The organism is Kocuria atrinae (assembly GCF_039531425.1).
In the GTDB taxonomy this organism is placed as follows: Bacteria; Actinomycetota; Actinomycetes; order Actinomycetales; family Micrococcaceae; genus Kocuria; species Kocuria atrinae.
Genome location: NZ_BAAAQA010000015.1, coordinates 77,954 through 98,041 on the forward strand (window position 1 = coordinate 77,954; position 20,088 = coordinate 98,041).

Sequence of the window (20,088 nt, forward strand, 5' to 3'; positions counted from 1 at the left end):
GACCTCTTCGCGGTCGAGCAAGATTGCTGCGACCACACGAAGCGGTGGCTCCTGCGTGGCTGGCTTACGTTTGCTACCGCCCACCCTGATCATGGTAGCCCGCCTGTGCGGCTACATCCGCGTGATTTCATACTTTTCAAGGCGGGGCCTTCTCTTGGACCGTCAGCGACCAATAGAGGCTTCCTGGGGCCTAAAGGAAGGTGAAAGCCCTGTACTATGAGGGAGCTTCAAGGAAGTCCCTGGTGTCATGATGGGCAGCTTGAGTGCTATGAGCTGATAGGAATCGCGGCGTACCTCTTTGTTTTGAGCGAGATGCGCGTGCACGCCATCATTGAGTGTAGTGCTAACGGGCTGCCGGTCCCCATTGCTGGGGACTGTCGCGGTTACCCGATCAATCAACCCAGGCTAGAGGTTGGGCCTGAAGAGTCTCATTGATGTGATAAGCGCTGGGGGTGAGCGCGCTGTAGACCTCACGCCATGCTTTCGGGTTTCGTATGAACAGCTACGGCGCGCAGTTTGCCGGCTCTTCACAATCGAGGGTGTAGATCTGTCAGCGCGTCGCTCACCGGGTAGGGGTCGAGGTCTTCCGAGGATGAAGGTTCCTACACGCCTCATCTGGAAGACCTCGACGTGCCCAACGCTACTGCCGAGGACGGCTTCAGCTGTCCTGACCTGACCTCGTTCTGCGGTCTCGACGAACTTGGCCTCATCACCGTTGGGCAACGTCTCGAACCCGACCGGGCCGTGCTGGCGTGCAGGGTCGTTGACGATGACCGGTGGTGCCACCGGTGTGGCTGCCAAGGAATCCCGCGGGGCAGCGTGGTTCGCCGGTTGTCGCATGAACCGTTGGGCTGGCGACCAACGACGCTGCGCGTCACGGTGCGGCGGTACCGGTGTACCAACTGCGGACATGTGTGGCGTCAAGATACCAGTCGCGCGGCCGAGCCGCGGGCCAGGGTGTCGCGGCGTGCGATGGCGTGGGCGCTGACCGCGATCGTGTGTCAGCACCTCACGATCGCCCGAGTCGCTGAAGGGCTCGGCGTCGCGTGGAACACCGCAAACGACGCCGTGCTCGCCGAGGGGCATCGGGTGTTGATCAACAACCCGGGCCGGTTCGAGGGTGTCACCGCGATCGGTGTGGATGAGCACGTGTGGCGGCACACCCGCCGCGGCGACAAATACGTGACGGTCATCATCGACCTGACCCCGATCCGGGACGGCACCGGTCCAGCACGTCTGTTGGACATGGTTCCCGGACGGTCCAAGCAGGTCTTCAAGGCCTGGCTCGCCGACCGTGAACCAGCGTGGCGCACTGCGGTCGACGTCGTCGCGATGGATGGCTTCACCGGATTCAAAACCGCTGCTACCGAAGAGATCCCGGAAGCGACCACAGTGATGGACCCGTTCCACGTCGTCCGGTTGGCCGGTGACGCGCTGGACAAGTGTCGGCGCCGGGTCCAGCAGGACCTGCACGGCCACCGCGGCCGCACCACGGATCCGCTGTACCGGGCCCGGCGAACCCTGCACACCGGCGCGGACCTGCTCACCGACCGACAGCACGAACGCCTCACCGCACTGTTCGCTGTCGATGAGCACGTGCAAGTCGAGTGCACCTGGGGCATCTACCAGCGGATGATCGCCGCGTACCGGCATCCCGACCGCACCCAAGGCCACGATCTGATGAGCGCGGTGATCGCCTCGATCAGTACCGGCGTGCCGAAGGCCCTAACCGAGATCACCACGCTGGGTCGAACCCTGGCCAAACGATCTGCCGACGTGCTCGCCTACTTCGACCGACCCGGCACCAGCAACGGCCCCACCGAGGCCATCAACGGCCGCCTGGAACACCTCCGCGGATCCGCTCTCGGCTTCCGCAACCTCACCAACTACATCGCCCGCAGCCTGCTCGAGGCCGGCGGCTTCAGACCGCAACTACACCCTCGATTGTGAAGAGCCAGTTTGCCGCGCTTCGAATCTCGGAGCGACTCCCTAAACATGGCCAACTCGAAGGCCTGCGAGACCCAGACGCCAATTGTTATCCGCCATTTAGTTGCCCTGAAAACCGTAGAGTCGCGCGGATTTCAAACGTATTGGCGCCGTCGCGTCACTTCGGACGGGGCCCGTCTGTTGTTTCTGGGTTAGAGTCTTACGCTCGTTTCATCAGAAACCCACCTAAATCACCCGCCAAGACCCGCCACTAACCGGTTACTCTGAGATCATGCGAGCTACTTAGATCCCTGTAAACACATGAGAATCCGCGTGTTCTTGAGACAATCGGCGGGGATCGGAAAATTCCCAAACCCGTCAAGTGGTCGTAGATTCAATTGCTTCCAATATGACGGCTTGCCTCATAAGCTGGTGTCATCGGTTCCGTATGAATTCCGAAGCGTGCGGCTTCGCTGCTGCCGCCCGACTGCGTTCGACGCGGGGGAGTGGCACGTAGAGGGCACGAGTCCGACCTAGCCACCGAAAAGCCGCAAGATTCCGGGGAACCTGACTAGGACTGGGACTTCTAAGTCCACGGCCGCGATCGAACCCCGCGCCCACCTGGGCTCCCAGGTCGGGGTGCGGGGTTTGTCAGTTAATGACCAGCTCCTCTCATAATGACCAGCTCCTCTCAACCCGCTATCAGTGATCGCGGTGCATGATCGATACACACCGGCACGCACACCGCGAGCCTCGATCCATTGATCGTCGAGAGGATGACATGTTGACGTTCACTTCCCCGCGGACCCCGTCCGCCCTCACGTCCCATGAACTGTCCGCACTTGGTTCCGTCATGCGCGGTGGTGGCACCGTGGCAGAGTTTCACGTATCACTGTTGACCCGTGTGCTGCGCGGAGCACAAGCGTGGTACCTGACCCACCCCGACACCTCCCTCCTGTCTCGAAAGGCGAAGAAGCGGCTGGCGCGGGAGCAGTATCGCGTCCACCGGTTCGTGCCCGTGAGACAGACCGCCGACCCCCGCGAGAAGATCCTGTCCCTGAAGGACTCGCGCGAACTCCTGGACGATTACGCGTTGCTCGCAGCCGCCACGGCCGCCGCGCAGGCGTACGGTCCGTTGGAACCGGATATTACCGTCCGAGCGATTCGCCGTGGCATCGGGGCCAACGAACACCGGCTCGCGCCGCGGTGGCGCAGCGGATCCACGGCGGCTTTAGCCGCGTAGGGCGACGCAGCGGCGTCGTCGACCGTGCGCGCCCGGCCGAGCAACTACAGTGGGGCGCAGCATGAAACTTATACGCCAGCGCGAGTCCCTAGGTGCCGAGCAGGACTACCGCCGTTCCCTGTCGATTCTCGACGCCGCTCGGTCGTCGAACACCGGGCCCATCCTGCGGATCTACCAGCCCCGCCCCACGGTCGCCTTCGGTCGCCGCGACGAACTCAACCCGGGCTTCGGCCGCGCACGGCAGTCCGCGCTCGACGCCGGGTTCGCACCCTTGGTGCGCCGGGTCGGTGGGCGCGCGGCCGCCTATCACGGCGGGTGCCTGATCGTGGACCACGTCGAATCGGATCCGGACCCCAAGACCGGAATCCAGGACCGTTACCGGTTGTTCGGTGACATGATCGTGGCCGCCCTCGAACACCTGGACATTCCCGCCGACGTGGGCGAGATCCCCGGCGAATACTGCGCGGGGGAGTATAGCGTGCACGCGCCGCGCACCGCCCAGGACCCGGACCGGCCGGTGAAACTCGCGGGCACCGCCCAACGGGTCGTGGCCGGCGCCTGGTATTTCTCCAGCGTGATCGTGGTGGAACATTCCGACCCGATTCGTTCGGTCCTCACCGACGTCTACTCGGCGTTGGGCGTGGAATGGGATCCGGGAACCGCCGGCGCCGTGGATGATGTCCGCCCCGGAACCACAGTTTCGCAGGTCGAAGACGCGTTGTTGCAGGTCTACACCATGTACTCCCGGTACATGGGCTACGGAGCCATTCAGAACAGTTAGGGGCACCCCATGTGCGGCCGTTACGTCATTGCCAGGACCCCGGGCCAGCTCGCCCTGGAATTCGACGCCGAGGTGGACGAGACCCTCACCGGGGACCACGTGCGTGCCAATTGGAACACCGCGCCCACCCAGACCGTGCCCATTCTGCTGGAACGACTGGATGACCAGGGCACCCTGCACCGTGAACTCCACGCGGCACGCTGGGGTTTGGTCCCGTCGTGGTCGAAAGACATTGCCATGGGGTCCAAGATGTTCAACGCTCGGTCGGAAACTGTGTTGGAGAAGCCATCGTTCCGATCCGCCATCAAGTCCCGGCGCTGCGCAATTCCCGCGGACGGTTACTACGAATGGCTGGCCCCGACCGATGGCAGCAAAGGCAAGGGGAAAAAGCAGCCGTACTTCGTGCACCCGCCGGAAGATCAGATGATCTGGTTCGCCGGTATCTACGAGTGGTGGAAGGTCCCGGAGACTCAGCTGGAGGGCACCCGTGAGGGGCAAACCCGCTCCGGCAAAGAGGGTGAGAGCCAGTGGTTGTTGTCGTGTTCGATCCTGACGTGCGAAGCCCCGGACCCGGACTCCGAGAACGAGCACCTGGCCGCCCTGGGTAACCTCCATAATCGGCTGCCCATGGGCATGAGCTCAGATCTCGTACAGGAGTGGATTTCGCCGGACAAGGACCGCACCCGAGACGTGGTGGCCCGGGCGATCTCCGAGGCGTACGACGTGGCCGCCCAATGGCGGATGCACCCGGTCACCAAGGACGTAGGTTCCGTGGCCGTACAGGGCCCCCATCTGGTGGAGCCGCTTAACACTCTGCTCTAAAGACCCCCGCTGGAGCGCCACACCCGTAACCGAGGCGGTCGATGCCTACAGTGGACCTTGTCAGGTACAGGCACAATCCGGTAGGAGACGTCATGGTGGAACTGGGCAAGAACATCTCGGAAGACAGCCGTTGGTTGGTCGATTTCGTGCGCCGCGCGGGGGCCGGTGTGATCGCGAGCAACAGCGGAACCGGTTACCCCGAATCCGCATACGTTCACGTGGCCGCCAGCGACGCCGGCCGCATCATCTTCGGAACGAATGCGCTGTCCCGTAAATTCACGAACATTACCTCGGACCCTCGGGTATCCCTGGTGGTAGTCACCGACGGTGCCGAGGAGGTTCAGCTCGAAGGCGAGGCGACCGTTCTGGACGAGACTCAGGTGGCCGCTGCGGCTGAAGTTCTTTCCGCTCAGCACCCGGGCTCGGCAGAGACCAGTGACCCCGAGAACATGCGTCTTCTCGAGGTCACCGTTCGTTGGGCCAGCTACACGGATGCGCGAGAGGTCCCGCCCGCGCAGCGTGAACTGGAGCTCTAGCTCACTGGCTCAGACATCGTCGTTGTACGGAACCCAACGGTTGAAGTCGAGCGTCAGGTAGAGGGCCAGGGCTGCGGAGTTGTCTTCTGCGATGCGCAGGCTGACTTCTTCGTAGCCCTGGTTGTACAGCTTGGTCATGGCCTCACGGACCAGTTGCTCCGCCAGCCCGCGGCGGCGGTGCGACGACGCCGTGAACAACTCGAACAGGTACGGTGCCTTGGGCAGGTCGTCACCCTTGCGTTGCTCCAGCACGATGGCAGCAGCAACCACGTGGCCGTCCTCGTCCTCGATCACGGGGGAGGCCTCCGGCAAGAGCGGCCCGAACTCGCCGTCGAAAACGCCCTGGATGATCTGCTGGGCATCTTCCTTGGACGTCGCGGCTGAGGATGCGTCGTAGGCCTGGAAGAACAGTTCCGACAGTGCCGGGATATCGTCCGCGGTCACTTGTCGACTGGGCGCCGGATTAGTGCTGGTGGTCTCCGAAGTTTGGGCGATCAGGGTGATGGTTCCACTCATCTTGGCCTCCGTATGGGTCAAGGGCCGGTGCGGCCTGTCATTCGTCACACCAGAGTAACGGAGAACACGAAAGCCGTGATCCGTCTCGCCACGTGGTCAGTGAATTGTTGACGAATCTTTATCTACTCGGGTGTCCCCTTCGGGAATCGAATGGGTGTCGGCGAGTAGTTCACTCATCCCCTAGTGCTTGGCCCAGTAGGCCAAGGACCAGGTCTTGGCCAGGTGGAGCGCGGCATCAAATGTGCGTGCATAACCCGTGCGCGGGCACGACAAAGAGGAATCGATGTACGAGACGGTCCATTTCAGAGTGCGCCAGCGGTGAAAAGCAACGGCTCGGATATCAACCAGGGGCAACTCGTCATGCGGAAAATTGGGGGATGAATCTGGGGGCAGGGATTTCATGAGGCGTGAGACCTTGGGGGATTTGGGGGGAATCTCAAAGCAACCGAGGCTGATACTACTGCTAAGTAGTGTCGGAACGAAATAAGTCACCTCTTTTTCAAATCGCCGTTCACAATGTGAACAGAGACGCCGCGAAACCATCGCGGTGCTACACCGTGCAGTGCATCGGGGACTACCGTTGACAGCGGAAGTACGACACCGGGTGGTATCCACTCGCGTGACACCAGTAGAAGGAGACCTCATGCCGGCATCGGAAGCCACGCCCTCGGGACACTCGGTCCCGGAACTCGAGACCGCCGAGATCTGCCAGAAACTGATCCGCTTCGACACGACCAACTACTCCCGGGGCAACGCCAAGGGGGAGCGGGCTGCCGGCGAGTACGTGGCGGAACTCATCACCGAGGCGGGGCTGGAACCGCAGTACTTCGAATCCGCGCCAGGGCGAGCCAACGTGTTCACACGGATCGAGGGCACAGACCCCTCCGCCGATGCGCTTCTGGTCCACGGTCACCTGGACGTGGTCCCGGCGCTGGCCGATGAATGGTCCGTGGATCCGTTCGCGGGCGAAGTCAAGGACGGCATGATCTGGGGCCGCGGTGCCGTGGACATGAAGGACATGGACGCCATGATGCTCTCCGTCATGCGACACATGGCCCGCACCGGGGAACGACCCAAGCGAGACATCGTGTTCGGGTTCTTCGCGGACGAGGAAGCCGGCATGAGCTACGGCTCCAAATGGATCACGCAGAATCACCCGGAACTTTTTGACGGCGTGACCGATGCGCTCAGCGAAGTGGGGGGCTACTCGGCCAACATCGGGGGTCAGCGCGCCTATCTGCTGCAAACCGCGGAAAAGGGCCTGATGTGGCTCAACCTCATCGCCAAGGGCGAGGCCGGCCACGGTTCCGGGCTGCACGAGAACAACGCGGTGACTCGGTTGTCCCGTGCCATGGCAAACATCGGTGAGTACACATGGCCGATCGAGCTGACCAAGACAACGCGCGCCTTCCTGGACGAGGTCACGGAACTGACCGGGGTGGAATTCGATCCGGAAAACCCCAAGCGGCTTCTCGACGAGCTCGGTCATGTGGCGCGCTTCGTGGGTTCCACTCTGCAGACCACCTCCAATCCCACGATGCTCGAGGGCGGTTACAAGACCAACGTGATCCCCGGCTCTGCGCAGGGCACCATTGACGTGCGCTACTTACCTGAACAGCGAGACATCGTCATGGAGAAGTTGAAGGAACTGGCCGGTGAAGGTGTCACCTTCGAAACCGAGTTCGAGGACATCGGCCTGGAAGTCCCGTTCTCGGGCAACGTGGTCGACGCCATGGTGGACTCGCTCAAGGCCGAGGATCCGGATGCGGTTGTGCTGCCGTACATGCTTGGCGGTGGCACGGACAACAAGTCCCTGTCGCAGCTCGGGATCACCGGTTACGGCTTTGTGCCGCTGCAGCTGCCGGACGAATTGGACTTCACGGGGATGTTTCACGGCGTGGACGAGCGGGTACCGGTCGCGTCCTTGGAGTTCGGTTCGCGGGTCCTGCACCGTTTGCTCACCAACTACTAGGAGCGCCACGTGGGGGAGAGTCCCGGAAGCACCGACCCTGAAGCGGGAGCGAACCAGGGTGGTGGCCTGACACGTCGTCGGGTGATCGTCACCGCGGCTGGATTGGTGGTGGCCGCCACGGCCGTGGGGGTGGCCACCCAGATCCCCGGCTGGCTTGATGACGAACCGACCGAGGAGGAACTTGCCGCGGACCGGATCTTTGATGCCAACATCAACGAGCAGGGCCTGAGCGGTTACGCAAAGCTGATCCCGGATGACAACCGTCAAGGACTGGGCTACCACCTGGTGCCGGATCCGGTGGGTGGGGGACGTCAGGTCGCCCGTTTCACTTCCCGGCCGGGACTGACGCTGGGCAACGAGTTTCCGCGCTCCATGGTGGAAACCGAGCCGATCATCAAGGCGGCCGCGCACGGCAACGACAACGATGTGTATTTCAACGGTTTCTCCTTCTACGTACTGGACGGCGAATTCGACCGGGACACCTGGATCACGCTGTACACCGGCGGATACGGTCCACCGTCCAACGGCCCGTCCCTGCTCGGTCTGATGCTGGTGCAACATCCGGAGGGCGGTCTGATGTTCCGCATGGGTGATGATCCGCAACTGCTCGGAAACGACGTGCGAGTACCCACCGGTCGTTGGGTGGGAGTGATCCAGGCCTATAAGTACGCGTACGCGAGTAACGGCGGTTGGGTCGAGATGTGGGTTAACACCGACGGGCCGTGGCAACAGGTGCAGATCAACGGGGAGAACCAACCCACCCTGGACGTCATGCGACCCAACGTCACGGACGGCTGGTATCGGAACCCGTCCGTACCGGCCTCGTTCTCGCGCATCGGCGTGTACGGCAACAGAACCTACGAGGCATTTTTCGCAACCCATCGCATTGCGCGCAGTTTCGACGCCGCCGATCCGCTGCGCTGACCACGACAATCACGACTCAATCTTTCGAACACAAGGAGACCACGTGACCACGATCCAGGACGTGCTTCCCGACAGCATGCTCGTCACCTTCCGCCACCGCGCGGCCGGCTACGACGAGCGCAATGAATTCTTCACCGAGGATCTCGAAGATCTTCGCTCGGCCGGTTACCTGCGGCTGCTGGTGCCCAAGGAGTTCGGCGGCCTGGGTTTCACGCTCGCCGACGCCGCTCAGGCCCAGCGCCGCTTGGCCGCCGCGGCGCCGTCGACCGCTCTGGGCATCAATATGCACCATGTGATCGTGGGGATCGCCCGCACGCTATGGCAGCGCGGGGATGACCGCGCTCGCGAGATCTTCGATCAGGTCGTGGCCGGTGAGGTCTTCGCGTTCGGGATTTCGGAGGCGGGTAATGACTCCGTCCTTTTCGATGCAACCACCACCGCGGAGCCGGTGGACGGCGGCCTGAGCCTGCGGGGCACCAAGATCTTCACGTCGCTCTCACCCGCGTGGACCCGGTTGCTCGTCCACGCCCGCCGAACGGACCGCGACGACGACGCCCCGGACGCGCTCGTTTTCGGCATCCTCGAGCGCGGGGCCGAGGGCATCGAGATCAAGCAGGATTGGGACGCACTGGGTATGCGTGCCTCGCAGTCGTGCACCACAGTGCTCGACGGCGCCGTCCTGGCGCCCGAGCGTGTGCTCACCGAAATTCCCGTGGGCCCCTCGCCCGATCCGGTCGTCTGGGGCATCTTCGGCTGCTTCGAACTGCTGCTGGCCTCCGTGTACACGGGAATCGCGGATCGGGCCATCGAGGTGGCCGCGGACATCGTGAACAAGCGCATGTCGCACGCCCGCGGGGCCAGCTACGCGACCGACCCGGACATTCGCTGGCACATTGCGGAGGCCGGGATCCTGCGTGACGGTGTGGAATTGCAGCTGCGCCAACTTGGTTCTGATGTGAACTCGGTGGGTACCGATCACGAAGTGCAGCACGGGGCCCGCTGGTTCATCCTGTTCTCCGGCCTCAAACACCGTGCCACCGAAACCGCGCGGCAGGTCGTGGATCTTGCGTTGCGCTCGACGGGGGGCTCGCAGTTCCGCCGTGGCAGCGAGCTGGAACGGCTCTACCGTGATGTGCTGGCCGGGATGTACCACCCCTCGGACAACGAGTCCGTGCACGCAGCCACCGCCAAATCATTGCTCGGCCCGATCCCGACCGACTGAGCGAGCAAGGGGAAGCGGCACGAGGACTGGCTCGAGCGGCGTCGTCGACGGGGCGGCTCGACTCAGAACGTGCGTGAGACGCGAATGATGCGCCGCCGCATGACGTAGCGGCGGGCACCGCCGTACAGAACCGCAGAACGCATGAGTTCCCATTTGCCGTATTCCGCGTGCTCGCGAACCCTGGCCCGCGCATCGGCGATGTGTTCGCGGGGGGCCACAGTCAGCGTGAGGTATTCGTACCTGTCGTCCCTGCTGGCCACGGGGAGTTGGCGCGCGGACGAGATCTCGGACAGACGTTGTTCTTTCATTGCTCCCATTCTGCCTCGATAACGACTAACGTCTACCCCATGAGCAATGATCCTCGCGCCGCCCTGCAAACACTGGTCAACGCGTTCGAAGAACACTTGGCCGCCGCCGCAAATCGACGTTCGGACAACGACCCCGCTGTGGACGGGGCGTACCTGTCGATTGCCGATGCCTTCGACGCCTACGAAGAGGCTCTTTACGATGCCTATGACGAAGTCACCCCCCTCACCGTGTTCGCGGAGGACGAGGATGACTCGGACGATGACAACGACGATGATGATGACGACGATTACGACGAAGATCTGCTCGAGGACAACGAGATGATGGACGAAGATCTCGTGGACGAGGACGACTACGACGATGATGACGACAACGATTCATCGAATTCTTCCCGCCGCTAGGGCATAACCGGCGGTCGCGCCCCGGTCTGTGGGCGGAAGAGGGCTCACGTGTTATAGAACACGTGGGCCCTTTATTCACCCATTTTTCAGCTCCGGGTGCCGTACAGTTGTCGCGTGAACTGGATCGAAGCAATCATTCTGGGAATTGTCCAGGGCCTGACTGAATTCTTGCCCGTATCCTCGTCGGCGCATCTGCGCATTGTGGGTGAGTTCCTGCCCAACAGTGCAGATCCGGGGGCTGCCTTCACCGCGATCACCCAGTTGGGCACGGAAACCGCTGTGGTGATCTTCTTCTGGCGAGACATCGTGCGGATCATCAAGCACTGGTCGTTGTCGCTGGTCGGAAAGGTCTCACGCAAAGACCCCGATGCCCGCATGGGCTGGTTCATCATCCTGGGCTCGGTTCCGATTGCGATCCTGGGTCTTCTGCTCGAGGACTACATCGACAGCCAGTTCCGTTCGTTGTGGATCACCGCGTCCATGCTCGTGATCTTCGGTTTGTTCCTGGCCATCGCGGACCACGTGGGTAAACAGGAACGGGTGCTGCAAGACCTGACGATCAAGCACGCCATTGGTTACGGCCTGGCGCAGGCTCTTGCTCTGATTCCGGGTGTCTCCCGCTCCGGTGGCACCATCACCGCTGGTCTTCTCATGGGTTATACTCGCGCGGCCGCCGCTCGTTACGCGTTCCTGCTGGCCATTCCCGCGGTCTTCGCTTCCGGGCTGTACAAGCTCTACAAGGCCATGACGGGTCAGGAGCCGGAAGGTATCTATACCATGGGCCAGACCCTGGTGGCCACGGGTATTGCTTTCGTCATTGCGTACGTGATCATTGGCTGGTTCATGCGCTACATCTCCGAGCGCAGCTACAACCTGTTCGTCTGGTACCGGATTCTGCTGGGCGCAGGTATTTTCGTCCTCCTGGGAACCGGTGTGATCAACGCTTGATCAGCGATCCCGCACAACCGGGGGAATAGGGTGCCGGGGGCACCCGTTGAAGTCATGAGTGACCGATGTCCGTGAACAAAAGGTGAGTATGAAGTCCTGGTCTGCCCGTCCCGTTCCTGAATTGCCCGGAACAGCCCCCACCCCCTCGGTCTATGACTCGCGGCAGCAGCGCATGGTGCAGCTGCCCTCGGGTCCCGAGGCGAGTCTGTACGTCTGCGGCATCACCCCCTACGACGCGACCCATATGGGTCACGCCGCCACTTACGTGGCCTTCGATCTCCTGCATCGTGCCTGGAACGACGCCGCTCAACACGTGACGTACGTGCAGAACGTCACTGACGTGGACGACCCCCTGCTGGAACGTGCCGAGGCCACGGGGATCGACTGGCGGGATCTGGCCGAGGAGCAGACCGAGTTGTTCCGCACGGACATGAGCGCGTTGAACGTGGTTCCCCCGGCCCACTACGTGGGCGCCACGGAATCGGTCGAAGGGATCGTGCCCGCGGTGGAGCGGCTCATCGAGCGAGGTCTGGCCTACCGGGTGCCCGGAGGCGTGGACGAGAACGGTGTGGAACAACCGGATGGCGACGTGTACTTCGACATCAACGCCGCAGCGCAGCTCAAGGAAACCGACCCGGATGCCTGGGTGGTTGGTGACGTGTGCGGTCTGTCCCGCGAAGAAATGCTTCCGCTGTTCGCCGAGCGAGGGGGAGACCCCGAGCGCGAAGGCAAACACGATGTCCTGGACCCCCTGCTGTGGCGGGTCAACCGTCCGGGTGAACCCGAATGGGACGGCGCCTCGTTGGGTGCCGGCCGCCCCGGGTGGCATATCGAATGTTCCCTGATTTCTCTGAAGTACCTGCCCACCCCGTTCACGGTGCAGGGCGGCGGTTCGGACCTGGCGTTCCCGCACCACGACATGGGTGCCGGGCACTCCTACGCACTGTCCGGTAAGCCCATGGCCGAGCACTTCGTGCACACCTCCATGGTGGGGCTCGAGGGCGAGAAGATGTCCAAGTCCAAGGGCAATCTCGTGTTGGTCTCCAAGCTGCGCGAACAGGGCGAAGACCCCGCCGCGATCCGGTTGGCAATCCTGGCCAATCACTACCGCACCGATTGGTTCTGGACCGACGAGTTGCTCTCGGACTCCAAGCGCCGATTGGCTTCGTGGCGCGAGGCCGCAGCCAAGCCGGAGACCGCCGGCGCAGACGATCTGCTCAAGGCGGTACGGGCCGCACTGGCCGAGGACCTCAACGCCCCGGCCGCACTGGTTGCGGTCGATGCGTGGGCGGCCCGCAATAAGGGCGGTGCCGCTGCCCGCGGCTCGGCCGCCTCAGCCGAGGACCGTCAGCTGGCCGTGGATCTCATCGAATCCCGCCTGGGCGTGGTGCTCTAGCCGGTAGGCGCACCCGCAGGACATAACAGCAGCGGCGGTTCCCTCCGAAGGGAACCGCCGCTGCTGTGCTCCGACCGGATTCTCACCCGGTCGGCACATGAGGTTGGTCAGCCGCGGTCGTCGCGGCGCCGCAGGTAGCGTTCGAACTCGCGGGCAATGGCGTCACCGGTGGCCTCGGGGAGGTCCACGGTGTCTTTGGCTTCCTCCAGCTGGCGGACGTAAGCGGCGACCTCGGGATCTTCCTCGGACAGCTCGTTGACGCCGCGTTCCCACGCCTCGGAATCCTCGACGATCGGTTCCACGGGTAGCGAGATGCGCAGGAGTTCCTCCAGCTGGCGCAGCAGCGCGAGTTCGGCTTTGGGGGACGGCGATTGGGCCACGTAGTGCGGGACGGCCGCCCACATGCTGATGGTCGGGAATCCCGCGAGCGCGGCCATATGCGACAGGACACCCACAATTCCGGTGGGGCCCTCGTACTGGGGCGCCTCGATATTGAGCTCGTCGCGCAGTTCCTCGGTGTCCGAGGTCAGAGTGACCGGAATAGGTCGTGTGTGGGGGACATCGGCCAGCAGGGCACCGATCATGACCACGAAATCCACGTCCAGGGTGGTGGCCTGTTCGAGCAGCTCCGCGGTGAACGTGCGCCACTTGTAGGAGGGCTCCCAGCCGTGGAGCAGTACCAGTTCCAAGTTCGTTCCGGGGACCGAGGCCTTGGAGAGCTTGGTAGTGGGCCACTGAAGTTTGGGCTCACCGCTCAGGCCCCGGCGGACCACGGGCCGAGAGTACTGGTAGTCGTAGAAATCATCGGGGGAGACCTCGAAGACCTCGCGCGCGCCGTAATGCTCACTCATGAGCTTGAGGGCGTCGGTGGCTGCGTCACCGGCATCGTTCCAGCCCTCGAAGGCCGCGATCATCACGGTGACCTTCTCGGTGTCGTCGCCGTCGCGAACCACCCCGAAGGGGCCGACCTGCGGTTGCGAATTCTTCTCGTCAAACGTACTCACCGTTCCACTGTACGGCCAGCGGGGATGCAGTACCACGAGTGGTGATCCAGGAGCTTCCCCGGGCACACGTTTAACATGGGCTCATGCCTGTTGAACGTCCCGGAGACCACGCCCGCCCTACCGAGCGGGCGTTCGCATGAGCGGCGGTTCGGCGGCCCCGCGAGGGCTCCGCCTGGGGCGTATCGGCGGCGTGGATATCCACCTGGACCGTTCCTGGTTCGTGATCGCCGTCCTGACCGTCATTCTTTACGGTCCCATTCTGTGGCGGCTGTATCCCGGGCTGGGGTGGCTGAATCTGATCATCGCCTTCGGATTTGCCGTGGGATTGGCGTTCAGCGTTCTCGTCCACGAGATTGCACATGCCCTCGTGGGCCGGGCCGCTGGCTGGCCGGTGGGGCGCATTGTGCTCACGATCATGGGTGGCCACACCACCTTCGGGGCGGTGCGTGCGTCGCCGGGTTCCACCGCGTTGGTCTCCCTGGTGGGCCCGATCGCGAACATCATTCTGGCCGGGATCGGTACTGCCTTCATGCTCCTGGCACCCGCACAGAACGCTGGACCCGGGTGGGCTTTATTGCAGCTGCTGGTGTTCGCCAACTGGATTCTGGGCCTGTTCAATCTACTGCCCGGTCTGCCCCTCGATGGTGGCCGCGTGGTCGAGGCACTCGTGTGGCGGCTGACGGGTTCGGAGAGCAAGGGCACCACCGTGGCGGCGTGGTGCGGTCGAGGCCTGGCCATCCTGATCGTGGTGTGGATCCTCTGGCAGGGACTGTGGCGCTCGCCGATCACCCTGCTCATCATGCTCATGATTGCGGCCTTCATTTTCATGGGCGCGACCCAGGCCCTCAAACAGGCCAAGGTGTTGGGACGGGTCCACCCCTTACGCGCAGGCTCAATTGCCCGCCCCGCCCTCGAGTTCTCTCCTGACACGCCGCTCTCACTGGTGGACGCCTCCGTTCTGGCTGCCACGAGTCAGGGCTACAGCGGGTGGACTCCGGACGTCGTGGCGCGCAATGCCGCCTCGGGGTACCTCGGAGTGCTCAGCCCCCAGAGAGCCTTGACCGTGCCGGCCGAGCTGCGCGGAAGTACACCCGTGGGTAACGTCATGGAATGGGCTCCCGCAGAAGCATCCGCACCCACCGAGGAGCGGGGCGATGACCTGCTGCGCCACCTGGAAGCCAATGGATTCCCATGGCTGCTCATCCTTGACGCGGATCGCGCGGTGGTGGGCGTGGTGCACCACATGGATATCGCCCGCCACATCATGGGGCGATGAGGACTCCCACGCGCCACGGTGAGACAATGACAGATAGTGACCGGAGCGCCACGCGCGCCACCCCCTGATGAACGACACATCACACCTTTGTGAAAGCGAGCACATGACCGAGCAGTCGCACGAAAGTCCAGTAGCCGCCCAGACCGCAGCGCCCGTACGCGGTGCCGCCAACCGGAGGGGCCCTTTCCGCGTGGGCGAACGAGTGCAGCTCACCGACGACAGCGGCCGCATCACCACCATTACCCTGGCCGAGGGCGGCGAGTACCACACCCACCGTGGCGTGCTGGCTCACCACGAGTTGATCGGGGCTCCTGAAGGAACTGTGGTGACCAACTCCGGCGGCATCCAGTTCCAGGCCCTGCGCCCGCTGCTCAAAGACTTCGTGCTGTCGATGCCTCGCGGTGCCGCGGTGGTCTACCCCAAGGACGCCGGGCAGATCGTGACCATGGCTGACATCTTCCCCGGCGCTCGGGTGGTCGAGGCCGGAGTCGGTTCCGGTGCGCTCTCCATTTCTCTGTTGCGCGCGGTGGGCGATGAAGGCACGGTGCACTCTTTCGAACGTCGTGAGGAATTCGCGGACATCGCCCGCGGGAACATTGAAACCATGTTCGGCGGCCCGCACCCCGCGTGGAAGCTGACCCTCGGAGACCTCGCTGAGCAATTGCCGGAGGTCGAAGAAGCCGGTTCGGTGGACCGCGTGGCGCTCGACATGCTGGCGCCGTGGGAATGTCTCGATGCCGTGGCCCACGTACTGGCCCCGGGCGGCGTCGTCATGTGTTATGTCGCGACCGTGACCCAGTTGTCGCGGGTGGCCGAGGCGATGCGTGCGGACGGGCGCTACACCGAGCCCGAGGCCTCCGAGACCATGGTGCGCGGCTGGCACGTGGAAGGCCTGGCCGTGCGCCCCGATCACCGCATGGTGGCCCACACCGGATTCTTGATCCAGTCACGCAAGCTCGCCGAAGGTGCGGTGCGTTTGGCGCCCAAGCGCCGCGCGTCCAAGAGCGATTACACCGAAGAGGACCTGCAAGCGTGGACGCCCGTGGCCCTGGGCGAGCGAATCGTCTCCGACCGCAAGCTGCGTCGCGCCGGCCGCGATGCGACCAACCTGGCCGAACAGGCCGCCAAGGCCACGGCCCAGATCGATCCCGACTCGCGGCGGGAGAATACGCCGCAGAGCACGGAGGACACCAACCATGAGTGATGCCACCCCGCAGAACCGCGCCGCCGATAACACGCAGCGTCAGATCAACATGCTGCGCGACCAGAAGCGCAATCTGGACAAGCAACTCGCCAGCGTGGGTTCGCAGAATCAGAAACTTGTGCGGTTGCTGGACGCCTCGCGGCAGGAGATCGTCAAGCTCAAGCAAACGCTTGCCGCGGAGGCGGTGCCACCCATGAGCTTCGGTGTGGTGCAGCAGGTCAACCCCGGGCACCAGCCCGTGGGCAACGCCACCGGCGACGGCCCGGTGATTACCGTGGCCAGCCTGGACGTGCTGGTCTCCGGGCGGAAGATGCGCGTGTCCGTGAGCCCGCTCGTGTCGTTGAGCTCGTGCGAACCGGGGATCGGGGTGCTGCTCAACGAGAACTACGTGGTGGCCGCGGTCCTCGACTACGACCGCGTGGGCGAAGTGGCCACGGTCAAGGAAATCATCGACCACGACCGCGTGCTAACCGTGGGGCGCTCGGACGAGGAACGCGTCATGCTGCTCTCCGGAGCGCTGCGCCGCAACCGCCCCAAGCCCGGTGACGCAGTGACCGTGGACCACCGCACCGGTTTTGCCCTGGAGCACGTGGAACGAACGGACGTGGAACAGCTGGTCCTGGAAGAGGTCCCGGAGGTCAGCTACGCGGACATCGGCGGCCTGGGCGCCCAGATCGAAGCCATCCGCGATGCCGTGGAACTGCCCTACGTGCACCCGGACATGTACCGCGAACACGGACTGCGCCCGCCCAAGGGCATCCTGCTGTACGGCCCTCCCGGCAACGGCAAGACGCTGATCGCCAAGGCCGTGGCGCGCTCGCTGGCCGAACGCAGCGCTGCCAAGGCCGGACGGGAACGCGCCCTGGGGTACTTCCTGAACATCAAGGGTCCCGAGCTGCTGGACAAGTACGTGGGCGAAACCGAGCGCCAGATCCGCTCGATTTTCGCCAACGCCCGCGAACAAGCCGCCCGCGGTGTGCCCGTGGTCGTGTTCTTCGACGAGATGGACTCGCTGTTCCGTGTGCGCGGCTCGGGTCTGTCCTCGGACGTGGAAACCACCATCGTGCCGCAGCTGCTCACCGAGATCGACGGCGTGGAGAAGCTCGACAACGTGATCGTGATCGGCGCGACCAACCGCGAGGACATGATTGACCCCGCCGTGCTGCGCCCCGGCCGTTTGGACGTCAAGATTCGCATCGATCGTCCCGATCGCGACGGCGCTCGAGAGATCTTCAAGCTCTACGTCACCCCGGAATTGCCGTTGCGCGAGGCGGACGTCGCCGCGGCGGGTTCCCGCGAAGCTGCCGCCGATCAGCTCATCGACGCCGCGATCGCCCATATGTACGACCGCACCTCCGCCACGGAGTTCCTGACCATTACCTATCGAGGTGGTGGCCAGGAGACCCTGTACTTTGCCGATTACGCCTCCGGCGCGGTGATCCGCAACGTGGTGGATCGCGCCAAGAAGCAGGCCATCAAGACCTTGCTGACCACGGGGGAGCGCGGTCTCACGCGCGAGCACCTGGTGGACGCGGTGGATGAGGAATTCTACGAACAGCAGGATCTGCCCAACACCGCGGATTCGGAGGACTGGGCGCGTCTGACGGGTCGGCGGGCCAACACGATCCAGGACGTGCGGATGGCGTTGCACCGCGGCGCCTCCACCCCGGACGAAGGGGATCGTTCATGAGCATCCGCAGGGTCATGGGTAGTGAGACCGAGTTCGGTGTCCTGGCCGTGGGGGAACCCCACGCCAACGCCACCGTGCTGTCCACTCGCGTGGTGACCGGTTACGCGTTGCGGGTTGCCCGCGAGCTGTCCCGGGAACACTCCAACGAGAACGGTGCGGGCGGCCGGACCCACGTGGGCACCGGCTGGGACTACGGCTCGGAGGCTCCGCTGTCCGACGCCCGCGGGTACACGATGAGCCGCGAACAGGCCCACCCGTCGCAGCTGACCGATGAAGCACCGGTACTCACCGCCGAGGAGATTGCTGCTGAAGCCATCACGGAGTCCGCGATGTACACGGAGGACATGGACTGGCGGGAGGTCATCATGAACACCGTGATCCCCAACGGGGCGCGCGTGTACGTGGACCACTCCCACCCGGAATACTCCTCGCCGGAGGTCACCACCCCGCTGGACGCCCTTACGTGGGATGCCGCCGGCGATGTGGTGGCCGCCCGCGCCGTCGAGGATCTTGCTCTGGGAGCGGAGAAAACCGGGACCCCGGCCGTGAACCTGTATAAGAACAACACGGACAACAAGTCCGTGTCCTACGGCGCTCACGAGAACTACGTGGTGGACCGTGCAGTTCCATTCGATCGCATCACCGCTGCTCTGTTGCCGTTTTTCGCAACGCGCCAGATCATGTGCGGCGCGGGCCGAGTGGGGTTGGGCATGGACGGCTCCGAACCGGGCTTCCAGCTGAGCCAGCGCGCGGACTTCTTCGAGCGCACCGTGGGCCTGGAAACCACGATTCACCGCCCCATCGTCAATACTCGCGACGAACCACACGCCGACGACACCAAATACCGACGACTGCACGTGATCATCGGGGACGCCAATCTGTCCCACACCGCAACGCTGCTGAAGTTCGGCACCACCTCATTGGTGCTGAACCTGATCGAACACGACTGCGTGCCCGCCCTTGATTTGGTGGACCCGGTGACGGCATTGCAGACGATCAGCCACGACCCAGCCGTCAGAGCCACCGTGGCCTTGCGCGACGGCCGCGAGCTGAGCGCCGTCGACATCCAGCGTGAGTACTACCGCGCGGCGCTGGAACTGGAACAGGAACTGGCCCCGGACGGACTGGATTCCGACACTCGGCAGGTGCTGGAGCTGTGGGACGAGGTACTGACCGACCTCGCAGAGGATCCGTCGCGGTTGGCCGACCGGCTCGACTGGGCCGCCAAGTACGCACTGCTCAACGCCTACCGGCAGCGCGACGGCATGGCCTGGGACGACCCCCGGTTGATCGCGATCGACCTGCAGTACGCGGATGTTCGCCCCCAGAAGGGCCTGTACCATCGGCTGGCAGCGGCCGGGCGGATCCGCACCCTGGTGGACGCGGCCACCATTGAACTCGCGGCGGACCAGCCGCCCGAGGACACCCGCGCGTGGTTCCGCGGAACGGCCGTGCGTCGCTACCCGTCCGCGATGGTGAGCGTGGGCTGGGACAGCGTGAACGTGGAATTCCCCGGGATCCGCAGGGGCGCACGCATCGGCATGCCCGAACCCCTGGACCTGACCCGCGAGACCGCGGGGGAATGGTTCGAGGCCACGGACGTTGAACAGTGGGTGCACCGAGTGGCCGAAGAACGCCCCGGCACGGTGACCGGAACCGGCGTGAACTGAGCACCCGAGATTTGAACCGCTGAGAGATCAGGAGACACACATGGCACAGGAACGCATTTTCGGCTCGGGCCAGCGCCGCGAGGAAGAAACCGACCTGCCCGACAACGGCACCCCGGCACCTTCGCAGGGCGCGGGTCAGGCCCAACGCGACACCCAGGGCACCGATGACCTACTCGCCGAAATCGACGGCGTGCTCGAGACCAACGCAGAGGCCTTCGTGAAGGGCTTCGTCCAGAAGGGCGGCCAGTAAA

General features: G+C 64.0%; 20 protein-coding genes. 16 read left to right on the forward strand and 4 right to left on the reverse strand.

Features of this window, described 5'->3' with window-relative positions; translation table 11 throughout:
• Window positions 1-630: 630 nt before the first annotated feature.
• The 5 genes from ABD283_RS06925 to ABD283_RS06945 all read left to right on the forward strand — a co-directional run bounded on the left by ABD283_RS06925 (window position 631) and on the right by ABD283_RS06945 (window position 5,308).
• Window positions 631-1,950 carry an ISL3 family transposase gene (locus ABD283_RS06925; protein ID WP_031272418.1) on the forward strand — a complete coding sequence of 440 codons (1,320 nt, stop codon included), beginning with the start codon at window positions 631-633 and terminating at the stop codon, window positions 1,948-1,950.
• 757 nt (window positions 1,951-2,707) lie between these two features.
• Window positions 2,708-3,169 carry a hypothetical protein gene (locus ABD283_RS06930; protein ID WP_190780500.1) on the forward strand — a complete coding sequence of 154 codons (462 nt, stop codon included), beginning with the start codon at window positions 2,708-2,710 and terminating at the stop codon, window positions 3,167-3,169.
• Window positions 3,170-3,230: 61 nt separating this feature from the next.
• Window positions 3,231-3,950 carry a lipoate--protein ligase family protein gene (locus ABD283_RS06935; protein WP_344224249.1) on the forward strand — a complete coding sequence of 240 codons (720 nt, stop codon included), beginning with the start codon at window positions 3,231-3,233 and terminating at the stop codon, window positions 3,948-3,950.
• 9 nt (window positions 3,951-3,959) lie between these two features.
• Entirely contained in the window at window positions 3,960-4,772 is an 813-nt protein-coding gene (locus tag ABD283_RS06940; protein ID WP_344224250.1) for an SOS response-associated peptidase, read from the forward strand.
• A gap of 92 nt (window positions 4,773-4,864) precedes the next feature.
• Complete coding sequence (locus ABD283_RS06945) at window positions 4,865-5,308, forward strand: pyridoxamine 5'-phosphate oxidase family protein (RefSeq protein WP_344224251.1); 444 nt, start codon at window positions 4,865-4,867, stop codon at window positions 5,306-5,308.
• A gap of 9 nt (window positions 5,309-5,317) precedes the next feature.
• Here ABD283_RS06945 and ABD283_RS06950 read toward each other — a convergent pair whose 3' ends face one another.
• Window positions 5,318-5,824 (reverse strand): GNAT family N-acetyltransferase, encoded by a 507-nt coding sequence (locus ABD283_RS06950; RefSeq protein ID WP_344224252.1) that lies wholly within the window; start codon window positions 5,822-5,824, stop codon window positions 5,318-5,320.
• 180 nt (window positions 5,825-6,004) lie between these two features.
• A complete protein-coding gene (locus tag ABD283_RS06955; RefSeq protein ID WP_344224253.1) occupies window positions 6,005-6,226 on the reverse strand; it encodes a hypothetical protein in 222 nt (73 codons plus the stop codon).
• 241 nt (window positions 6,227-6,467) lie between these two features.
• Between ABD283_RS06955 and ABD283_RS06960 the strand changes: the two genes are divergently transcribed.
• The 3 genes from ABD283_RS06960 to ABD283_RS06970 all read left to right on the forward strand — a co-directional run bounded on the left by ABD283_RS06960 (window position 6,468) and on the right by ABD283_RS06970 (window position 9,942).
• Window positions 6,468-7,796, forward strand: a complete 1,329-nt coding sequence (locus ABD283_RS06960) for a M20/M25/M40 family metallo-hydrolase (protein ID WP_344224254.1) — start codon at window positions 6,468-6,470, stop codon at window positions 7,794-7,796.
• 9 nt (window positions 7,797-7,805) lie between these two features.
• Window positions 7,806-8,720 (forward strand): polysaccharide lyase family protein, encoded by a 915-nt coding sequence (locus ABD283_RS06965; RefSeq protein ID WP_344224255.1) that lies wholly within the window; start codon window positions 7,806-7,808, stop codon window positions 8,718-8,720.
• 76 nt (window positions 8,721-8,796) lie between these two features.
• Window positions 8,797-9,942 carry an acyl-CoA dehydrogenase family protein gene (locus ABD283_RS06970; RefSeq protein ID WP_425552820.1) on the forward strand — a complete coding sequence of 382 codons (1,146 nt, stop codon included), beginning with the start codon at window positions 8,797-8,799 and terminating at the stop codon, window positions 9,940-9,942.
• Window positions 9,943-10,004: 62 nt separating this feature from the next.
• On the opposite strand, the gene ABD283_RS06975 is transcribed toward ABD283_RS06970, so the two are convergent.
• A complete protein-coding gene (locus tag ABD283_RS06975; protein ID WP_344224257.1) occupies window positions 10,005-10,250 on the reverse strand; it encodes a DUF5703 family protein in 246 nt (81 codons plus the stop codon).
• 39 nt (window positions 10,251-10,289) lie between these two features.
• On the opposite strand from ABD283_RS06975, the gene ABD283_RS06980 reads away from it, so the two are divergent.
• The 3 genes from ABD283_RS06980 to mshC all read left to right on the forward strand — a co-directional run bounded on the left by ABD283_RS06980 (window position 10,290) and on the right by mshC (window position 12,993).
• Window positions 10,290-10,649, forward strand: coding sequence for a primosomal protein (locus ABD283_RS06980; RefSeq protein ID WP_344224258.1), 360 nt, complete (start codon window positions 10,290-10,292; stop codon window positions 10,647-10,649).
• A gap of 114 nt (window positions 10,650-10,763) precedes the next feature.
• Window positions 10,764-11,597, forward strand: a complete 834-nt coding sequence (locus ABD283_RS06985) for an undecaprenyl-diphosphate phosphatase (RefSeq protein WP_344224259.1) — start codon at window positions 10,764-10,766, stop codon at window positions 11,595-11,597.
• Between the two features lie 88 nt (window positions 11,598-11,685).
• Entirely contained in the window at window positions 11,686-12,993 is a 1,308-nt protein-coding gene (mshC, locus tag ABD283_RS06990; protein ID WP_344224260.1) for a cysteine--1-D-myo-inosityl 2-amino-2-deoxy-alpha-D-glucopyranoside ligase, read from the forward strand.
• Window positions 12,994-13,100: 107 nt separating this feature from the next.
• Here mshC and ABD283_RS06995 read toward each other — a convergent pair whose 3' ends face one another.
• Window positions 13,101-13,997: a PAC2 family protein gene (locus ABD283_RS06995; RefSeq protein WP_344224261.1), complete on the reverse strand. Its 897-nt coding sequence runs from the start codon at window positions 13,995-13,997 to the stop codon at window positions 13,101-13,103.
• 136 nt (window positions 13,998-14,133) lie between these two features.
• Here ABD283_RS06995 and ABD283_RS07000 point away from each other — a divergent pair, with 136 nt between their 5' ends.
• The 5 genes from ABD283_RS07000 to ABD283_RS07020 all read left to right on the forward strand — a co-directional run bounded on the left by ABD283_RS07000 (window position 14,134) and on the right by ABD283_RS07020 (window position 20,087).
• The gene (locus tag ABD283_RS07000) at window positions 14,134-15,273 is read left to right on the forward strand and encodes a site-2 protease family protein (protein ID WP_344224262.1); all 1,140 of its coding nucleotides are present in this window, start codon (window positions 14,134-14,136) and stop codon (window positions 15,271-15,273) included.
• A gap of 103 nt (window positions 15,274-15,376) precedes the next feature.
• Window positions 15,377-16,477: a tRNA (adenine-N1)-methyltransferase gene (locus ABD283_RS07005; protein WP_344224263.1), complete on the forward strand. Its 1,101-nt coding sequence runs from the start codon at window positions 15,377-15,379 to the stop codon at window positions 16,475-16,477.
• Window positions 16,470-18,167, forward strand: a complete 1,698-nt coding sequence (gene arc, locus ABD283_RS07010) for a proteasome ATPase (protein WP_344224264.1) — start codon at window positions 16,470-16,472, stop codon at window positions 18,165-18,167. Before ABD283_RS07005 ends, arc begins: the two co-directional genes overlap by 8 nt.
• The gene (dop, locus tag ABD283_RS07015; protein WP_344224265.1) at window positions 18,164-19,837 is read left to right on the forward strand and encodes a depupylase/deamidase Dop; all 1,674 of its coding nucleotides are present in this window, start codon (window positions 18,164-18,166) and stop codon (window positions 19,835-19,837) included. The genes arc and dop overlap by 4 nt, the downstream gene beginning before the upstream one ends.
• A 40-nt stretch (window positions 19,838-19,877) precedes the next feature.
• A complete protein-coding gene (locus ABD283_RS07020; RefSeq protein WP_344224266.1) occupies window positions 19,878-20,087 on the forward strand; it encodes a ubiquitin-like protein Pup in 210 nt (69 codons plus the stop codon).
• Window position 20,088: the final 1 nt, after the last annotated feature.